The organism is Nocardioides psychrotolerans, assembly GCF_943371775.1.
Lineage (GTDB): Bacteria > Actinomycetota > Actinomycetes > Propionibacteriales > Nocardioidaceae > Nocardioides > Nocardioides psychrotolerans_A.
Genome location: NZ_CALRWD010000100.1, coordinates 1 through 14,675, shown reverse-complemented (window position 1 = coordinate 14,675; position 14,675 = coordinate 1). Strand labels below are relative to the sequence as shown.

The following is a 14,675-nucleotide window of genomic DNA, read 5'->3' as shown; positions in this document are numbered from 1 at the left end:
TGTGAAGGCTCAGGACATCGCGGACACATTAAGTCTCACGACATCGCGGACACCTGATCGGCTGTGTGGCCTTGGTTGGACGAGCCTGGGGCATGGCCAGGGATGGAGTGCCGGTGTCTCCGGAGTTCGCAGCGTTGGTGGCGCGCTATGTCGAGGGCGAGAGGTTCAACGTCCGCGCGAAGTGCGCCGAGATCGGTTCCTCGAAGTCGAAGTTCTACAAGTACGCCGCCCGGTTCGCCGAGCAGGGCGTCGATGGGCTGTACCCCGAAACCCGGCGCCCCAGGTCCTCGCCCACGGCTGTGACAGTTGATGTCGAAGACCTGGTGGTCCTGGCCCGCAAGCTGCTCCACGACGGTGGCTGGGACGCCGGGGCGGACTCAATTGGTTTCCAGCTCCAGGCCTGGGCCGAGGGCCTCGAGGACGGCACCGAACGCGGCGGGGAACAGGTGTGTGGCCTGGTCGCCCCCCAGCCGTGGCCCTCAGGGGCCGTGATCCCTTCGCGGGCCACGATCAACCGGATCCTGCAACGACGTGGCCAGCTGATCGCGGTCCCGCAACGACGCCCCAGGAAGTCGCGGCGCAGGTTCGAGGCCCAGCAACCCAACACGAGGTGGCAGATGGATGGCTTCGAAGTCGCCCTGGGCGACGGGACCCCGGTGTGCGTGCTCCACATCGTGGATGACTGCTCACGCATGGACATCGCGCTGCGTGCCGTGCCCAGCGAGAACAGTGCTGATGTGTGGTCGGTCTTCCAGGACGCAGCCGCACGCTACGGGCTACCAGCGCAGCTGCTCACCGACAACGGCACAGCGTTCTCCGGGTTCCGCCGTGGCTGGGTCAGCGCCCTCACCGAGAACCTCACCGCGCTCGGGACCGGGCACATCACCAGCTCGATCAAGCATCCACAGACCTGCGGCAAGTGCGAACGCGCCCATCGCACGTGCCGGCTGTGGCTCTCGATGCGACCCTCGTTCGCCACCATCGAGGACCTCAACACCGCCCTGGACAACTACCGGTGCCTGCACAACAACAGCCGTCGACGACGCCACCTGCACAACATGACCCCGGCCCAGCGCTACCGACTCGGCCCGCTCGACGGCCCTATCGGGCGCGCGAGCGGACCGGTGAGCATCATGACCAAACCCGTCGCTCCCAACGGGACCATCGCCATCGATCGAACCTCGATCGGCATCGGTCGCGCGCACGCCGGCACGAGCGTCAGCGTGATCCGTCAGGCACAACGCATCACCGTCATCGGCCACGAGCGACTCATCACCGAGATCGACCTCAAACGCGGGCTGCGATACCAATCAGCCAACCCAAACGGTAGAAAAGTGTCCGCGAAGTCCTGAGACATATGTGTCCGCGATGTCCTGAGACACAACAGCCCGCCTGAGCGCTGCGTGCGGCACACGACCCGACTCGGCTCCGCGCCCAGCCTCCGACGCCCGTCATGAGCGACCCACGTGCCCCGGCTCAGGCCATCACCGGCGCCGGGTGGTCGATCATCAGCAGGTCGCCGACGCACGCAGCGCCGGCGGCCATGCCGGCCGCGGCCGCGGTGAGCACCGAGGCGAAGGCCATCGGCAGCGCGGCGACGTAGGCGAGGTCGCCCGCGGCGTAGACACCCGGCAGGCTCGTGCGGCCCATCATGTCCACCTCGATGCCGCCCGAGGGCAGCAGCGCGAGGCCCAGCTGGTCGGCGAAAGGCGCGGCCTGGTGCAGCGCCGTCGTCACGAACATGCCGATGACCTCCTCGTCGTCGCCGTCGGCGAAGGAGACCCGCGCACCGCTGTCGGCCGCGGCCACGCCCGTCACCGCGCCGTCCCGTACGAAGATCCCGGCGCCCTCCAGCAGGCTCACGGTCGGCGCGTCCAGGGGGCCGGTGTCGGTGAGGACGCTGACCCGCGACGCGATCGGGGCGACCAGCAACGCGAGGCGGGAGGCGTGCGGCCCGTTGCCGAGCACGGCGACGTGCCCCCCGGCGTACTCGTGGCCGTGGCAGAACGGGCAGTGCGCGACCACGGAGCCGAAGAGGTCCGCGAGGCCGGGCGTGGTGGGGAGGGTGTCGCGGACTCCCGTGGCGAGCAGGACCCGGCGGCCGAGCACCTGCGTCCCTGAAGCCAACGTGACGGTGAACCCGTCGCCGGCCGCGTTGTCGCCGGTCGGTGCCACGGTCGCGACGGCCTCGCTCCTGACAGTGACCGTGTCGTAGGTGGCCAGCTCGCGGTGCGCCTCGGCCCGGAACTGGGCCGGCGGGGTGCCGTCTCGGGTGATGAAGTTGTGCAGGTGGTCGGTCGGGTCGTTGCGGTAGGTCCCCGCGTCAAGCAGCAGCACCGAGCGGTGCACCCGCCCGATCGTCAGCGCCGCCTGGAGGCCGGCGGGGCCGCCGCCGACCACGACCACGTCGTACTCGCTCTGTGTCATGAAAGTGCTCCTCGTCGTCGGATCTTGCTTCTGCGACAAGGATGTGACTTCATGTCGACATGAAGTCAAGCGACGACGTGGACCTCTCCGTGGGGGAGCTGGCTGCCCGTTTCGAGATCGCCACGCACGTGCTGCGCCACTGGGAGGACGTGGGCCTCCTGACCCCCCGGCGTGATGGTGCGGGACGGCGTCGTTACGGCCGTGCCGACGTGTTCCGGGTCGCGACCATCGTGCGCAGCAAGGCCGCCGGGATGACCCTGGAGCAGATCCAGGTGCTGCTCGACGCCGAGGCCCACGACCGGCACCAGGTGCTCACGGCCCACGTCGCGGAGCTCGACCGGCGCATGGCCGAGATGGAGCGCTCGCGCGACATGACCCTGCACGCACTGGCCTGTCGCGCTCACGACGTCGCGGCCTGCCCGCACTTCCGCTCGTTCGTGGACGACCTGGTCGACGGCACGGCGCAGGGGTTCCCCGTCTACGCGACCTCGCACCCGCCACGCCGCCACGCACACGGCACCGTCGGCGCCGCCCCTGTCGGGGCCGGCTGATAGAAGGGACCATGCGCTCCCGACTGGCCGGCCTGACCGCGCTCGTGCTCCTCGCCGCCGGCTGCACCTCCTCCGGCGACCCCGACGACGGTGACGGCGGCGGCCCCGATCCCGACGACACCGTGGCCGCCCTGGCCTCCGGGCTGGTGTCGGGCGAGCTGGCCGACGTGCCCTTCGTCGAGCAGACGGCGCAGCAGGTGGGTGCCGACTACGCCGAGGTCGTGGAGGGCATGGGTGGCCTCCAGCCCACCGTCGAGGCCGGCGCGGTCGACGTCGTGGAGGAGGACGGTGGCGACCGGGCCGTGGCCACGCTGACCTGGTCGTGGCCGGTCCTCGAGGGGTCCGAGTGGACCTACGACAGCGAGGCCAGCCTCGCGCTGGTCGACCAGGAGTGGCAGGTCGTGTGGGAGCGCGACGTCGTGGAGCCCTCCCTCGCGGGAGCCACCACGCTCGACCTCACCCCGATCCGCGCCGCCCGCGGGGACATCACCGGCGCCCGGGGGCTCGCGCTGGTCACACCGCGCCCCGTCGTCCGGCTCGGCATCGACCGCTCGATGGTGCCGCCGGCCCGGGCCGGTCAGTCCGCCCAGCGGCTGGCGCGGCTGATCGGGATCGACGCGGCGTCCTTCGTCGAGCGGGTCGAGGCCGCGGGCGAGCTCGCCTTCGTGGAGGCCATCGTCTACCGCGCCGACGAGGTGCCGTCCGACGTGGGCCGGCTCTTCGACCAGATCAAGGGCGCGCGCGCGATCGGCGACGACCTCCCGCTCGCCCCGACGCGGGAGTTCGCCGCCCCCCTCCTCGGCACCGTCGGCGAGGTCACCGCCGAGATGGTCGAGGAGGACCCCGAGCGCTACCAGCCGGGCGACCAGGCGGGACTGTCGGGACTGCAGGCGCGCTACGACGAGCAGCTCCAGGGCACGTCGGGCGCGGTCGTCAACGCGGTCTCCTCCGACGGGGTCGAGCGCGAGGTGTTCCGGGTGGATGGCGAGACCGGCACGCCCCTCGAGCTGACCCTCGACCTCGACCTCCAGGTGAAGGCCGAGCGGCTGCTGGCCGACGTCGCGCCCTCGAGCGCGATCGTGGCGATCCGCCCCAGCAACGGGGCGATCCTCGCGGCCGCCAACGGACCGGGCACCGAGGGGCTCAACATCGCCACCTTCGGGCAGTTCGCTCCCGGCTCGACGTTCAAGAGCGTCAGCACGCTCGCGCTGCTGAGGGCCGGTCTGACACCCGACACGGTCGTGCCGTGCACGCCGACGATCAACGTCGACGGCAAGTCCTTCAAGAACTACTCCGACTACCCCGCGAGCGCGCTGGGGCAGGTGCCCTTCCGCACGGCGCTCGCCAACTCCTGCAACACCGCCTTCATCTCCCAGCGCGGCAAGCTGGGCGAGCTCGACCTCTTCGACGCGGCCGCAGCGCTGGGCATGGGCATCGACCACGACCTCGGCTTCCCGGCCTACCTCGGCCAGGTCGAGCCCGCGGCGTCCGAGACCGAGAAGGGCGCCAACCTCATCGGTCAGGGCCGCATCCTCGCCTCGCCGATGGTCATGGCCACCGTCATCGCCTCCATCCAGCGCGGCGACCTGGTCATCCCGAGCCTCGTGCCGGCCGTGGAGGTGACCGCGCCCGACGTCGAGCAGATCACCGACACCCAGGCCGGCCAGCTGCGCAGCATGCTGCGCAGCGTCGTGACCAGCGGCAGCGGGTCCGGCCTCCTCGACGTGCCCGGACCCGAGGTCATCGCCAAGACCGGCACGGCCGAGTTCGAGCGCGGCGGACGCCTGGAGACCCACGCCTGGATGATCGCCGCGCAGGGCGACCTGGCCGTGGCCGTCTTCGTGGAGGTCGGTGCCTCGGGCTCGCGGACGGCCGGTCCGATCCTGGAAGCCTTCCTGCGGGCCGCCCGCTGAGCACCGGTTCTTCACGGGCTCGTGACCTTTCGGCCCTGTTCCGGTCCGCCCCGGGCCCCGTACCCTGGAGTCGGTGTCTCGGGTCCACGGCCGTCTCACCCTGCTCACGGAGATACTCGGTCTCCTCGAGCGGGGTGACTCCGTTGCCCTCCACGGCCCCTCGGGTGTGGGCAAGAGCGCGCTGCTCGACCTGATCGAGGACCGCTGCCGCAGCGACCGGGGCGCGGTCTCGCTGCGAGCCGGTGGCGCCGTCGACGAGCACGCGCTCCCCTTCGCGGCCCTGCGCGACCTGATGGCGCAGCTGCCCGCGGAGCTGGTCGAGGCCCTCCCCGACCGGGTGCGAGCGCGCGTCGCGGCCGGCCTGGTCGGGCTCGCCGTCACCGACGAGCTGCGCTCCGACCTGGCCGCGGGCTTCCACGCCGTCCTCGACAGCTGGTCGCGGGAGCAGCCGGTGCTGCTCCTGCTCGACGACGTCCAGTGGCTCGACGCCGAGTCCTCGCGGGTCGTGGGCTATGCCCGTCGACGCCTGCGCGGACGGGTGAGCGTGGCCGTCACCACGGGGGTCGGCGACAACGCCGAGATCGACGTCTCGGGCCTCTGCCACGTCGAGGTCGCCCCGTTGGGAGCCGACGACATGGTCGACCTCCTCTGCGCGCACGGCCTGCGTGCCGAGGTGGCACACACGATCTACGTCGAGTCGGGGGGCATCCCGGCCCTCGCCCTGGCACTCGCCGGCGCCCTCGGCACCACGCCGTCGCTGCTCGGTCGGCCCACACCGCTGCCGACCAGCCTCGAGCGCGTGCTGCGGGACCGCTTCCTGGCCCAGCCCGACGACGTACGCGACACGCTGCGCACCGCCGCGCTCCTGCACCGGCCGACCCTGCGCCACCTGGAGCGGGCCGGTCGTCTGGAGGGCGGGGAGCACCTGCGGCGCGCCCAGCTGGCCGGGCTGGTGACCCGGGCCGACGACACCGTGCGCTTCGCCCCCACGATGCTGCGGGCCGTGGTCGTGGAGACCATCCCCGCCGCGGAGCGCTCCGCCCTCCACCTCGACCTCGCCCGGGTCGCGGTCACACCGGGCGAGCAGCTGCGGCACCGGGCGCTGGCCGACCCTCGCCCCGATGCAGACCTGGCCCGGGCACTGGGCGCTGCCGCCCACGAGGTGGCCACGGGTGGCGGGCGTGAGCTGGCGGCCGAGCTCTACCTGCTGGCTGCTGACCGGGCGCCCTGCGACCTCGCGGGGGAGCGCACCGAGTGGCTGGTCACGGCCGTCGAGACGGCAGCGCCCGGCAACCACGTCGACCTGCTGCACCGCGGGATCACCGAGGTCCTCGAGCGCCCCGGCAGCCGGGCCCAGGCCGTGCGGGTGCGGCTGGCAATCCCCGAGCTCGCGGGCAGTGGACCCGCCGTCCTGGACGAGGTGCTCACCGCGGCCCTGGCCGATGCTCGCGACGACGACCGGTTGGTCGCGATGGTGCTGCTCCAGCGGGCGCGGATGGCGCTCATGGAGTCCCGCCCCGCCGAGGCGGCCCGGTCGGCCGAGCGGGCGGTCAGCCTGCTCGAGGCCTCCGGCGACACCGGCGACCTGGCCGTCGCGCTCACCCTGCTCGCGGTCTCGCGGCGCTGGCTGGGGCTCCCGCACGCCGACCACCTCCACCGCGCGGTCGCCCTCGGCGTGCCCACGCCGACCGGCTACGTGCACACCTCGCCCGACTACATGGCCGCGCGCTTCGCGTTCTACGACGACCGGCTCGACGAGGCCTGGGAGGGCTTCCAGCGGCTGCTCGCCCACGTCGAGCGGGCCCCGGGGATGGACCAGGTCCACGTGCTGCGCTGCCTGGTGGAGGTCGGTGCGCGCGCCGGACGCTGCCGTGAGACGACGGCCTACGCCGAGAGGGCCGTGCGCGTGGGGGAGGAGCTCGGGCTGAGCGCCCACACCGGGTGGTTCATCGCCGCCCAGGCCGAGATCGTCGGGGGCGACCTCCTGCGGGCACGGACCCTGGCCGCCCGCGGCGCGGCGGCCGCCGACGAGGGACGCGACAACCGCTACCTCCAGCGCCACCTGGTGCTGCTCGGGCAGGCGCTGCTGCGCTCCGGGGACGCCGGCGGTGCCCGCGACGCCCTCACCCGGATCCGCGACCTCGAGCGCGAGCACGGCATCGCCGACCCCACCATCAACCGGTGGCAGGCCGACCTCGTGAGCGCCCTCGTGCTGCTGGGGCGGCTCGACGACGCCGAGGCGACGCTGGTGGCGGCGCGCCACGTCCTCGACGCGCGTCCCGGCACCGACGGGGTGGCTGCCACGCTCGACCGGGCCGAGGCCGAGCTGCTCATCGCCCGCGGGGACCTCCCGGGAGCGGAGGTCGTGCTCGACCGCTCGGCCAAGGTCTGCGCCGACCTCGGCATGCGCGTCGACGTCGGTCGCAGCCTCGTGACCCGGTCCCACCTCGAGCGGCGGCGGCGCCGCGTCGCGGCCGCCCGCTCCGCGCTCGAGCGCGCCGACGCGGTCTTCAGCGCCCTGCATGCCGGCTCCTGGGTGGCACAAGTGCGGGGCGAGACGACTCCTGACCGGCCTGTCGTGCCCGACGGCCTGCTCGACCAGCTCACGCCGTCGGAGGCCCGCGTGGCGCACGAGGTGGCCGCCGGTGCGAGCAACCGTGAGATCGCCGAACGGACCTACGTGAGCGTCAAGACCGTCGAGGCGACGCTGACCCGGGTCTACCGCAAGCTCGGCGTGCGCTCGCGCACGCAGCTGGCCACGTTGCTGGGCCCGTCGGTCGGCCCGTCGGCCGGTCCGTCGGCCGGCGCAGCCGCGACCTGAGGACAAGAAGAGGACCCCTCGCCGCATGGGGTCGGCAAGGGGTCCTCGGCGTCTACTTCTAGGTGCTCCCTCCGAAGTCGACAAGGACGATATTACGCCCTGGCACAAGGCGCGTCACCCGTTTCGCGGAGTTACAGGAGATGGCAGGCTGGAGGGCATGACTGGACTGGACCTGTTGCCCCCCGACCGTCGTCAGCTGCTCATCGGCGGGAGCTGGCAGGAGGCTGCCGGAGGTGAGCGCTTCGACGTCGTCGACCCGGCCGACGGCTCGGTGCTCACCACGGTGGCCGACGCCTCCGCGGGCGACGCGATGGACGCCCTCGACGCCGCCGTCGCCGCTCAGGCCGACTGGGCCCGGACGGCGCCGCGCGAGCGCAGCGAGATCCTCCGGCGTGCCTTCGAGCGGCTGACCGCGCAGGCCGACGACTTCGCGGAGCTGATGAGCCTCGAGATGGGCAAGACCGTCGCCGAGGCCAAGGGCGAGCTGACCTATGGCGCGGAGTTCTTCCGGTGGTACGCCGAGGAGGCGGTCCGCATCCACGGACGCTGGATGCAGGCCCCGGCCGGTGGCAGCCGGCTGCTGACGATCAAGAAGCCGGTCGGACCGTGCTTCTTCGTCACCCCGTGGAACTTCCCGCTCGCGATGGGCACCCGCAAGATCGGCCCGGCCATCGCCGCCGGCTGCACCATGGTGATCAAGCCGGCCGCCCAGACGCCCCTGACCATGCTCGCGCTGGCGGGGCTGCTGGCCGACGTCGGCCTGCCCGACGGGGTCCTCAACATCGTCACGACCACCGCCGCCGGCGAGGTCGGCGAGGCCGTCATGTCCGACGACCGGCTGCGCAAGGTCAGCTTCACCGGCTCCACCGGGGTGGGTCGCGTGCTGGTGCGCCAGTCGGCCGACCAGCTGCTGCGCGTGAGCATGGAGCTCGGCGGCAACGCACCCTTCGTGGTGTTCGAGGACGCCGACGTTGACGCCGCCGTCGACGGCGCGATGATCGCCAAGATGCGCAACATGGGCGAGGCGTGCACCTCGGCCAACCGGTTCCTCGTGCACACCTCCGTGGCGTCGGAGTTCGCCGAGAAGCTCGGTGCCCGCATGGGGGCGCTCACCGTCGGCCGTGGCCAGGAGGAAGGGGTCGACGTGGGGCCGCTCATCGACGAGAAGGCGGTCGAGTCGGTCTCCCAGCTCGTTACCGACGCGATCCACGACGGGGCCACGGTCGTCACCGGTGGCACGGTCTCGGACGGCCCGGGCTACTTCTACCCGCCGACCGTCCTGGTCGACGTACACCCCGAGTCGGCGATCAACGTCGAGGAGATCTTCGGTCCGGTCGCCCCCATCACGACCTTCGAGACCGAGGACGAGGCGATCCGCCGGGCCAACGACACCGACTACGGGCTGGCGTCCTACGTCTACACCCGCGACCTGGCGCGCACCATCCGGGTCGCGGAGTCGCTCGACTTCGGGATGGTCGGCATCAACACCGGCCTGATCTCCAACCCGGCGGCGCCGTTCGGGGGCATGAAGGCCAGCGGCTTCGGGCGCGAGGGTGGCTTCGAGGGCATCGAGGAGTACCTCGAGACGACCTACGTCGCCCTGCCCGCCGGTTGATCCGGCCCCGCCGGAGAGCCGGGGTCAGGAGGGGTCAGGAGGGGTCGCCGGCCAGAGCCCGGCCGGCGACCGTGGCGAGCCACGCGTCCCACCCTCGGTGGAGCGGGTCACGACCGCGCACGACCGGCCCGACCGAGCGCCACCAGCCGACCACGTCGCCGTCGTCGAGCAGTCGCACGACCAGGTCCCGGCCCGGCACGTCGAGAGCGTCCACGGCGGCCTCCACCAGCAGCCGCGCCGGTCGGGCGAAGGTGCGCAGCGTGAAGGCTGCGGGGTCGACCTGGTCGGCGACGTCGAGGGGCAGGTCCAGCAGGACCTGCGTGTCGTGCGTCCCGAGCCGCCAGTCGGGTGCGGCGAGCGGCAGGCTGGGGGAGGCGACCGTGCGCTGCACCCGCTCGAGGAGCAGCACGTCGCGCGGACCGAGCCGCCCGTCGTCGACGTACGTCGAGCCGCCGTCGGCGAAGCGCCAGGTCGTCGTCGCGGTGCCGTAGCCGATCCGGGCCGCCTCGACCACGTCGTGGAGCAGGCCGCCGGAGGTCGTCACGTCGATCGTCTCCGCGTCGGCCTGGTGGGTGAAGGCGACGGTGCCGAGCAGGGCGCTGTCGAGGCGCCGCCACTGGGTGACCACCGCGTCCGCGCGCCTGCCTTCGGCGAGGTCACCGTCGACGACGAGGGTGCTCCGGTCACGGCCCCGGTCGCTCCCCTCACGCAGCGTGAGTCGGTAGTCGGTGTAGTCCTCGGTCTCGGCGGCCCGGGCGACGGCGCCGACGACGGCGAGGACCTCGGCGACCGAGAGCCCCTGGTCGAGGTCGACCGTGACCGTGCCGCCCCGGGCGTCCGAGGGGGGCGAGACCCGGGTCGCGTCGATGCCGGGGATGCGGCCGATCCGGGTCTGCACGCTCTGCGCCTGGTCGATGCCGGCGCTGCAGGAGGTGAGCGCGGGCATCAGGGCGGCCGCCAGGGCGGTCGACAGGGCTAGCGCGAGCACGCTCCGCCTCGCGCGCCCGCCCCCCGGGATCGCCATCCGGCGAGTGTGGCACGCGGCGGAGCCGTCGGGCCTTGACTTGAAGCAACCTTGAGGTTGTCCCCTGGAGCCATCGCGCCGACTCGGCGGAGGGGGTGGGGGGGCGATGAATTCGGTCGAGACTGTCGGTCTCTTCCGTCAGACTTGACGTCGAGGAGCGTGAGATGACCGAGCAGGTGCAGGACACCGGGCAGACCCCACTCGGCGAGCAGGCGGGCCAGACCAGCCAGACCGGGCCGACCGGGCCGACCGGGCCGACCGGACGGGCGCTGCCGCGCGCGCTGACGCCGTTCCGCCACGCGGCCTACCGCCGCCTCGCGCTGGCGCTCGTGCTGCAGATGTTCGCGGGCGGGGTGTGGATCGTCGCCCTGGTGTGGGAGGTCATCCGGATCGGTGGCGGTCCCGGACAGCTCTCGCTCGTCACCACCGCCGGTGCGGTCGGGGTGCTCATCCCGGCCCTGCTGGCCGGGGTCGTGGCCGACCGGGTGCCGCAGAAGACGATCCTGCTCTTCGTCGGTGCCCTCGAGGCGGTCGGGATGGCGGCCGTGGCCGTCCTCTCGTTCGCCGACCTCACCCAGGTGTGGCACCTGGGGGTCGTCACCTTCGTCCTCGGCATGGCGATGGCGTTCTACTACCCCGCCTACTCCGCGTGGCTGCCGGCCCTGGTGCCCGAGTCGGACCTGATGGCGGTCAACGGCTTCGAGGGCATGGTCCGCCCCACCCTCGCCCAGGCGATCGGCCCCGGGGTCGCCGGCGCGATCGTAGGCGTCGCCAGCTCCAGCGCCGCCGTCGCCGTCGCGGCGGTCGGCACCGCGCTGGGCCTGCTGGCACTGACCGCCGTGCCCAAGACCGCCGTACGCCGTGCCCCGGCCGTCGAGGGCGAGCCCGCGCAGGGTCCCACCTCGGCGCTCGCCGACATGCGCGAGGGCTTCGTCTACATGGTGCGCACGCCGTGGCTGCTGGCGACGCTGCTCTTCGCCTCCATCATGATCCTGGCCATCATGGGACCGCTCGAGGTGCTGATGCCGTTCCTCATCAAGGACCGCCTCGGCGGTGGCCCCGGCGACCACGCGCTGGTGCTCGCGGCCTTCGGCATCGGTGGGGCGCTCGGCTCGCTGGCGATGGCATCGTTCCCGATGCCTCGCCGCTACCTCACGGTCATGAACGTCATGTGGGGCGTCGGCTGCCTGCCGTTCCTCGTCATGGGCATCGCGACCGCGGTCTGGCAGGTCGTCGCGGCGGCGTTCGTCCTGGGCGCGATGTTCTCCGCGCCGATGGTCATCTGGGGCACGCTGCTCCAGCGCCGGGTGCCCGCGCACATGCTCGGTCGCGTGGCCTCGCTCGACTTCTTCGTCTCGATCAGCCTGATGCCGGTGTCGATGGCGCTGGCCGGACCCGTCTCCGAGCTGATCGGCATCCGCACGACGTTCCTGATCGCCGCCGTCGTCCCCGGCATCGCCGCGGTCGTGGCGACGGTGTGGGCCAAGCTGCCGGCCGACGAGATCGCGCACCCCCTGCGCGACTGAGCACGCTCAGGCGGGGATGCCGAAGATCAGCGTCAGGCCGGCGCGCGAGGAGATGCCGAGCTTGCGGTAGGTGCGCGACAGGTGCCACTCGACCGCCTTGATGGACACCAGCAGCTCCTCGGCGATCTGCCGGTTCGTCAGCCCCGTCGCGGCCAAGGCGGCCACGCGACGCTCCGTGACGGTCAGCAGGGCCAGCGCCTCGGAGGTGACGCGCAACGGTGCCTCGCCCAGCCGGTCGAGCATGCGTCGTACGCGACCCTGGAGTGGCCACAGCTCCTGCCGGCCGGCGTAGATCTCGGTGCGTCGCAGCAGCGCGACGGCCTCGGCGACCAGCTCCGGGGTGGGCGTGAGCATCAGGAGCCCGGCGAGGTCGGCGTCGATCTGGGCGGCGAGTCGCTCGGCGCGCACCGGCTCGAGGACGGCGCGCGCCTCCCGGAGCAGGGCGACGCGCTCGGCGCCGGCCTGGGTGGCGGAGAGGACGCGCAGTGCGTGGGCGACGGCGTACGGCGACCCGTCGCGGACAGCGGCCGCGTGGTGCTCGGTGGCGCGGACGGAGGCGTCCCGGGCCCGGTTGGCGCGCACGAGCACGAGGGCCTTGCCGGCCCGCCACGGCGGCCGGCTCGCCTCGGGGAGCTCGGGGTCGTTCTCGAGCGCGCGCCCGGCGGCGAGGTAGTGGGTGGCGGCGAGCTCGGGGTCGCCGAGCGCGGCTGCGATCTCGGCGATGGCGTGGTGGGCGAGCGCGACGGCCAGGACGCCCTGGTCGGGCTCCGCCAGGCAGGAGCTGAGCTCGTCACCCAGGTCCATTGCCTCGCTCATGTCACCCCGGGCGAGGCGGCACTCGACGAGCAGCGCGAGCATGCGGACCTCGTCGGTCCGTCCCAGCTGGGCGCGGGCGTCGGCGTCGGTGGCGAGGCTGTCGAGGGCGCCGAGCGCGAGGGTGATCGCGCCCTCCTGCACCTGCGTCGCCGCCGCGGTCAGACGAGTGACCGGCGCGTTGACGGGCGCCGGGGACTCGGCTGGTGACGACATGCGGGCAAGGCTAGGAAGCGATCTGCGGGCCCGCACCGGGTTTGGCACTTTCTTGTCCCGGTGGACCAGTCATCCGCCTCCCGAGGTGTCCCAGCAGTAGTGCGGAGGCGCTAGGCGTGGCGTCCACGGGGACTGCGGCGGCGAAGCGCGTGCCCCGGTCGGCGGGGGTCACCAGGGCCCGCGCGACACGCTCGAGCTCCAGGGCGAGGGCGTCGGGCACGGGGTGGTCGAGCCCCACGGCGCACGCGACGTCCCAGCCGTGGACGGTGATCTCGAGCGCCGCGGCGAGCGCGAGCACGGAGGTGTCGAGCGCGCGCCCGCCGACCGTCACCGACAGGGGCACCTCGTGGCTCCAGGCGCCGAGCAGGGCGCAGGCCTTCTGCTGCAGCGTCCGCACGCGTACGTCGGCAGGCGTCGTGGTCGTGAGCCGCACGCGCCCCGTGGCTCCCTCGCCGAACGCGTCGAGCGAGTCCTCCATGTGGGCGAGCAGCCGTGCCAGGTCCCACCCCTCGCAGGGCGTCCGAGCCCCCAGCCGGTCGTCGGTGACGGCCGCCAGGGCGACCCGGGTGTAGGCCAGGGACCGGTCCAGCAGCTCGACGGCTCCGTCGTGGTCGGGGAGCCGCGCGAGCCGCGGGCTCATGGCGTGCTGGTGCTCACCGCGGGTGTCGGCACGAAGTCGGCCGGCAGGTGCGCGGGCAGCCCGAACGTCTCGAAGAGCGACACGTCGAAGAAGGCGCCGACGTGGCGGACCTGGTCGCCGACGAGCTCCAGCACCTGGAGGTGGAAGGGCAGGAAGCTGCCGTCGGGGGTGCGCATGTAGAGCCCGAACGCCGGCTGCCCGTTGGCCACCGTCTGGATCATCGGCATGTCGTAGGAACCTCCGGGGCACTGGCCGCCGATGAGCTGGGCGATCTGCTCGCGACCGAGGTACCACCCGACGAACGGTGGCATCTCCCAGACGGCCTCGGCGGTGAGCATGCTGACGATCGTGTCGACGTCCTTGCGCCAGAACGCGTCGACGTAGCGCTCGAGCAGCGAGGCCTGGGCCGCGCTCAGGTCGGGCTCGACGGTGTCCTCGGTGAGGCCGCGCTCGGCCATCTGCGCGTGGGCGCGCTGGAGGGCGGAGTTGACCGCGGCGGGCGTGGTGTCGAGGGCCTCGGCGACCTCGGCCGCGCTCCAGCGCAGCACGTCGCGCAGGATCAGCACCGCGCGCTGGCGGGCCGGCAGGTGCTGGAGGGCCGCGACGAAGGCGAGGCGGATCGAGTCGCGCTCGGCGACCACCACGGCCGCGTCGGGGATCGGCTCGAGCCAGGCGATCTCGTGGTTCTCCTCGAGCGCGTCGCCGGCCAGCGAGTCGCTGGTGCCGAGCCCGGTCGGCAGCGGCCGACGCGGCCGTCCCTCGAGGTTGGTCAGGCACACGTTGGTGGCGATGCGATAGAGCCAGGTGCGCACCGACGAACGGCCCTGGAACGCCGCGCTGGCCTTCCACGCCCGCAGGAACGTCTCCTGGACGAGGTCCTCGGCCTCGTGGACCGACCCGCTCATCCGGTAGCAGTGCGCGAGGAGCTCGCGCTGGTAGCGCTCGGTCAGGCCGTCGAAGTCGGCCAGCTCGGCCTGCTTGGCCTCGACGTCCACCGCCGTGCTCGCCGTGCTGTCCATTGGTCCTGTCCTCACTGCTGTCCCACCCATGCCTGCTCCTTCGCGCCAGTCTGCCTCCCACACAGACCAGCGTCGACCGGCAAAGTCATCGTCGGCCCGGAAAGTGGGGG

General features: G+C 72.8%; 11 protein-coding genes. 6 read left to right on the top strand and 5 right to left on the bottom strand.

Features of this window, described 5'->3' with window-relative positions; all coding sequences use genetic code 11:
- Positions 1 to 92 precede the first annotated feature (92 nt).
- Positions 93 to 1,352, top strand: a complete 1,260-nt coding sequence (locus AAG827_RS20280) for a DDE-type integrase/transposase/recombinase (RefSeq protein WP_341928027.1) — start codon at positions 93 to 95, stop codon at positions 1,350 to 1,352.
- 124 nt (positions 1,353 to 1,476) lie between these two features.
- Here AAG827_RS20280 and AAG827_RS20275 read toward each other — a convergent pair whose 3' ends face one another.
- Complete coding sequence (locus AAG827_RS20275) at positions 1,477 to 2,427, bottom strand: NAD(P)/FAD-dependent oxidoreductase (protein ID WP_341928026.1); 951 nt, start codon at positions 2,425 to 2,427, stop codon at positions 1,477 to 1,479.
- Positions 2,428 to 2,486: 59 nt separating this feature from the next.
- Here AAG827_RS20275 and AAG827_RS20270 point away from each other — a divergent pair, with 59 nt between their 5' ends.
- The 4 genes from AAG827_RS20270 to AAG827_RS20255 all read left to right on the top strand — a co-directional run bounded on the left by AAG827_RS20270 (position 2,487) and on the right by AAG827_RS20255 (position 9,327).
- Positions 2,487 to 2,978, top strand: coding sequence for a MerR family transcriptional regulator (locus tag AAG827_RS20270; protein ID WP_341928025.1), 492 nt, complete (start codon positions 2,487 to 2,489; stop codon positions 2,976 to 2,978).
- Between the two features lie 11 nt (positions 2,979 to 2,989).
- The gene (locus tag AAG827_RS20265; protein ID WP_341928024.1) at positions 2,990 to 4,891 is read left to right on the top strand and encodes a penicillin-binding transpeptidase domain-containing protein; all 1,902 of its coding nucleotides are present in this window, start codon (positions 2,990 to 2,992) and stop codon (positions 4,889 to 4,891) included.
- A 73-nt stretch (positions 4,892 to 4,964) separates the two neighbouring features.
- Positions 4,965 to 7,712: a LuxR family transcriptional regulator gene (locus tag AAG827_RS20260; protein WP_341928023.1), complete on the top strand. Its 2,748-nt coding sequence runs from the start codon at positions 4,965 to 4,967 to the stop codon at positions 7,710 to 7,712.
- A gap of 157 nt (positions 7,713 to 7,869) precedes the next feature.
- Positions 7,870 to 9,327 (top strand): NAD-dependent succinate-semialdehyde dehydrogenase, encoded by a 1,458-nt coding sequence (locus tag AAG827_RS20255; RefSeq protein ID WP_341928022.1) that lies wholly within the window; start codon positions 7,870 to 7,872, stop codon positions 9,325 to 9,327.
- A gap of 34 nt (positions 9,328 to 9,361) precedes the next feature.
- Here the strand turns inward: AAG827_RS20255 and AAG827_RS20250 are convergent, their stop codons facing one another.
- Positions 9,362 to 10,351 carry a hypothetical protein gene (locus tag AAG827_RS20250; protein ID WP_341928021.1) on the bottom strand — a complete coding sequence of 330 codons (990 nt, stop codon included), beginning with the start codon at positions 10,349 to 10,351 and terminating at the stop codon, positions 9,362 to 9,364.
- Between the two features lie 164 nt (positions 10,352 to 10,515).
- Between AAG827_RS20250 and AAG827_RS20245 the strand changes: the two genes are divergently transcribed.
- On the top strand, positions 10,516 to 11,877 hold the full coding sequence (locus tag AAG827_RS20245) for an MFS transporter (protein ID WP_341928020.1): 1,362 nt from the start codon (positions 10,516 to 10,518) through the stop codon (positions 11,875 to 11,877).
- A 6-nt stretch (positions 11,878 to 11,883) separates the two neighbouring features.
- Here AAG827_RS20245 and AAG827_RS20240 read toward each other — a convergent pair whose 3' ends face one another.
- From AAG827_RS20240 to AAG827_RS20230, 3 genes are read right to left on the bottom strand one after another with little or no spacing between them, the layout of a single operon-like run.
- Complete coding sequence (locus AAG827_RS20240) at positions 11,884 to 12,906, bottom strand: LuxR C-terminal-related transcriptional regulator (protein WP_341928019.1); 1,023 nt, start codon at positions 12,904 to 12,906, stop codon at positions 11,884 to 11,886.
- A gap of 10 nt (positions 12,907 to 12,916) precedes the next feature.
- Positions 12,917 to 13,546, bottom strand: a complete 630-nt coding sequence (locus AAG827_RS20235) for a maleylpyruvate isomerase family mycothiol-dependent enzyme (protein ID WP_341928018.1) — start codon at positions 13,544 to 13,546, stop codon at positions 12,917 to 12,919.
- Positions 13,543 to 14,565 (bottom strand): sigma-70 family RNA polymerase sigma factor, encoded by a 1,023-nt coding sequence (locus AAG827_RS20230; protein ID WP_341928017.1) that lies wholly within the window; start codon positions 14,563 to 14,565, stop codon positions 13,543 to 13,545. Before AAG827_RS20230 ends, AAG827_RS20235 begins: the two co-directional genes overlap by 4 nt.
- Positions 14,566 to 14,675 lie beyond the last annotated feature (110 nt).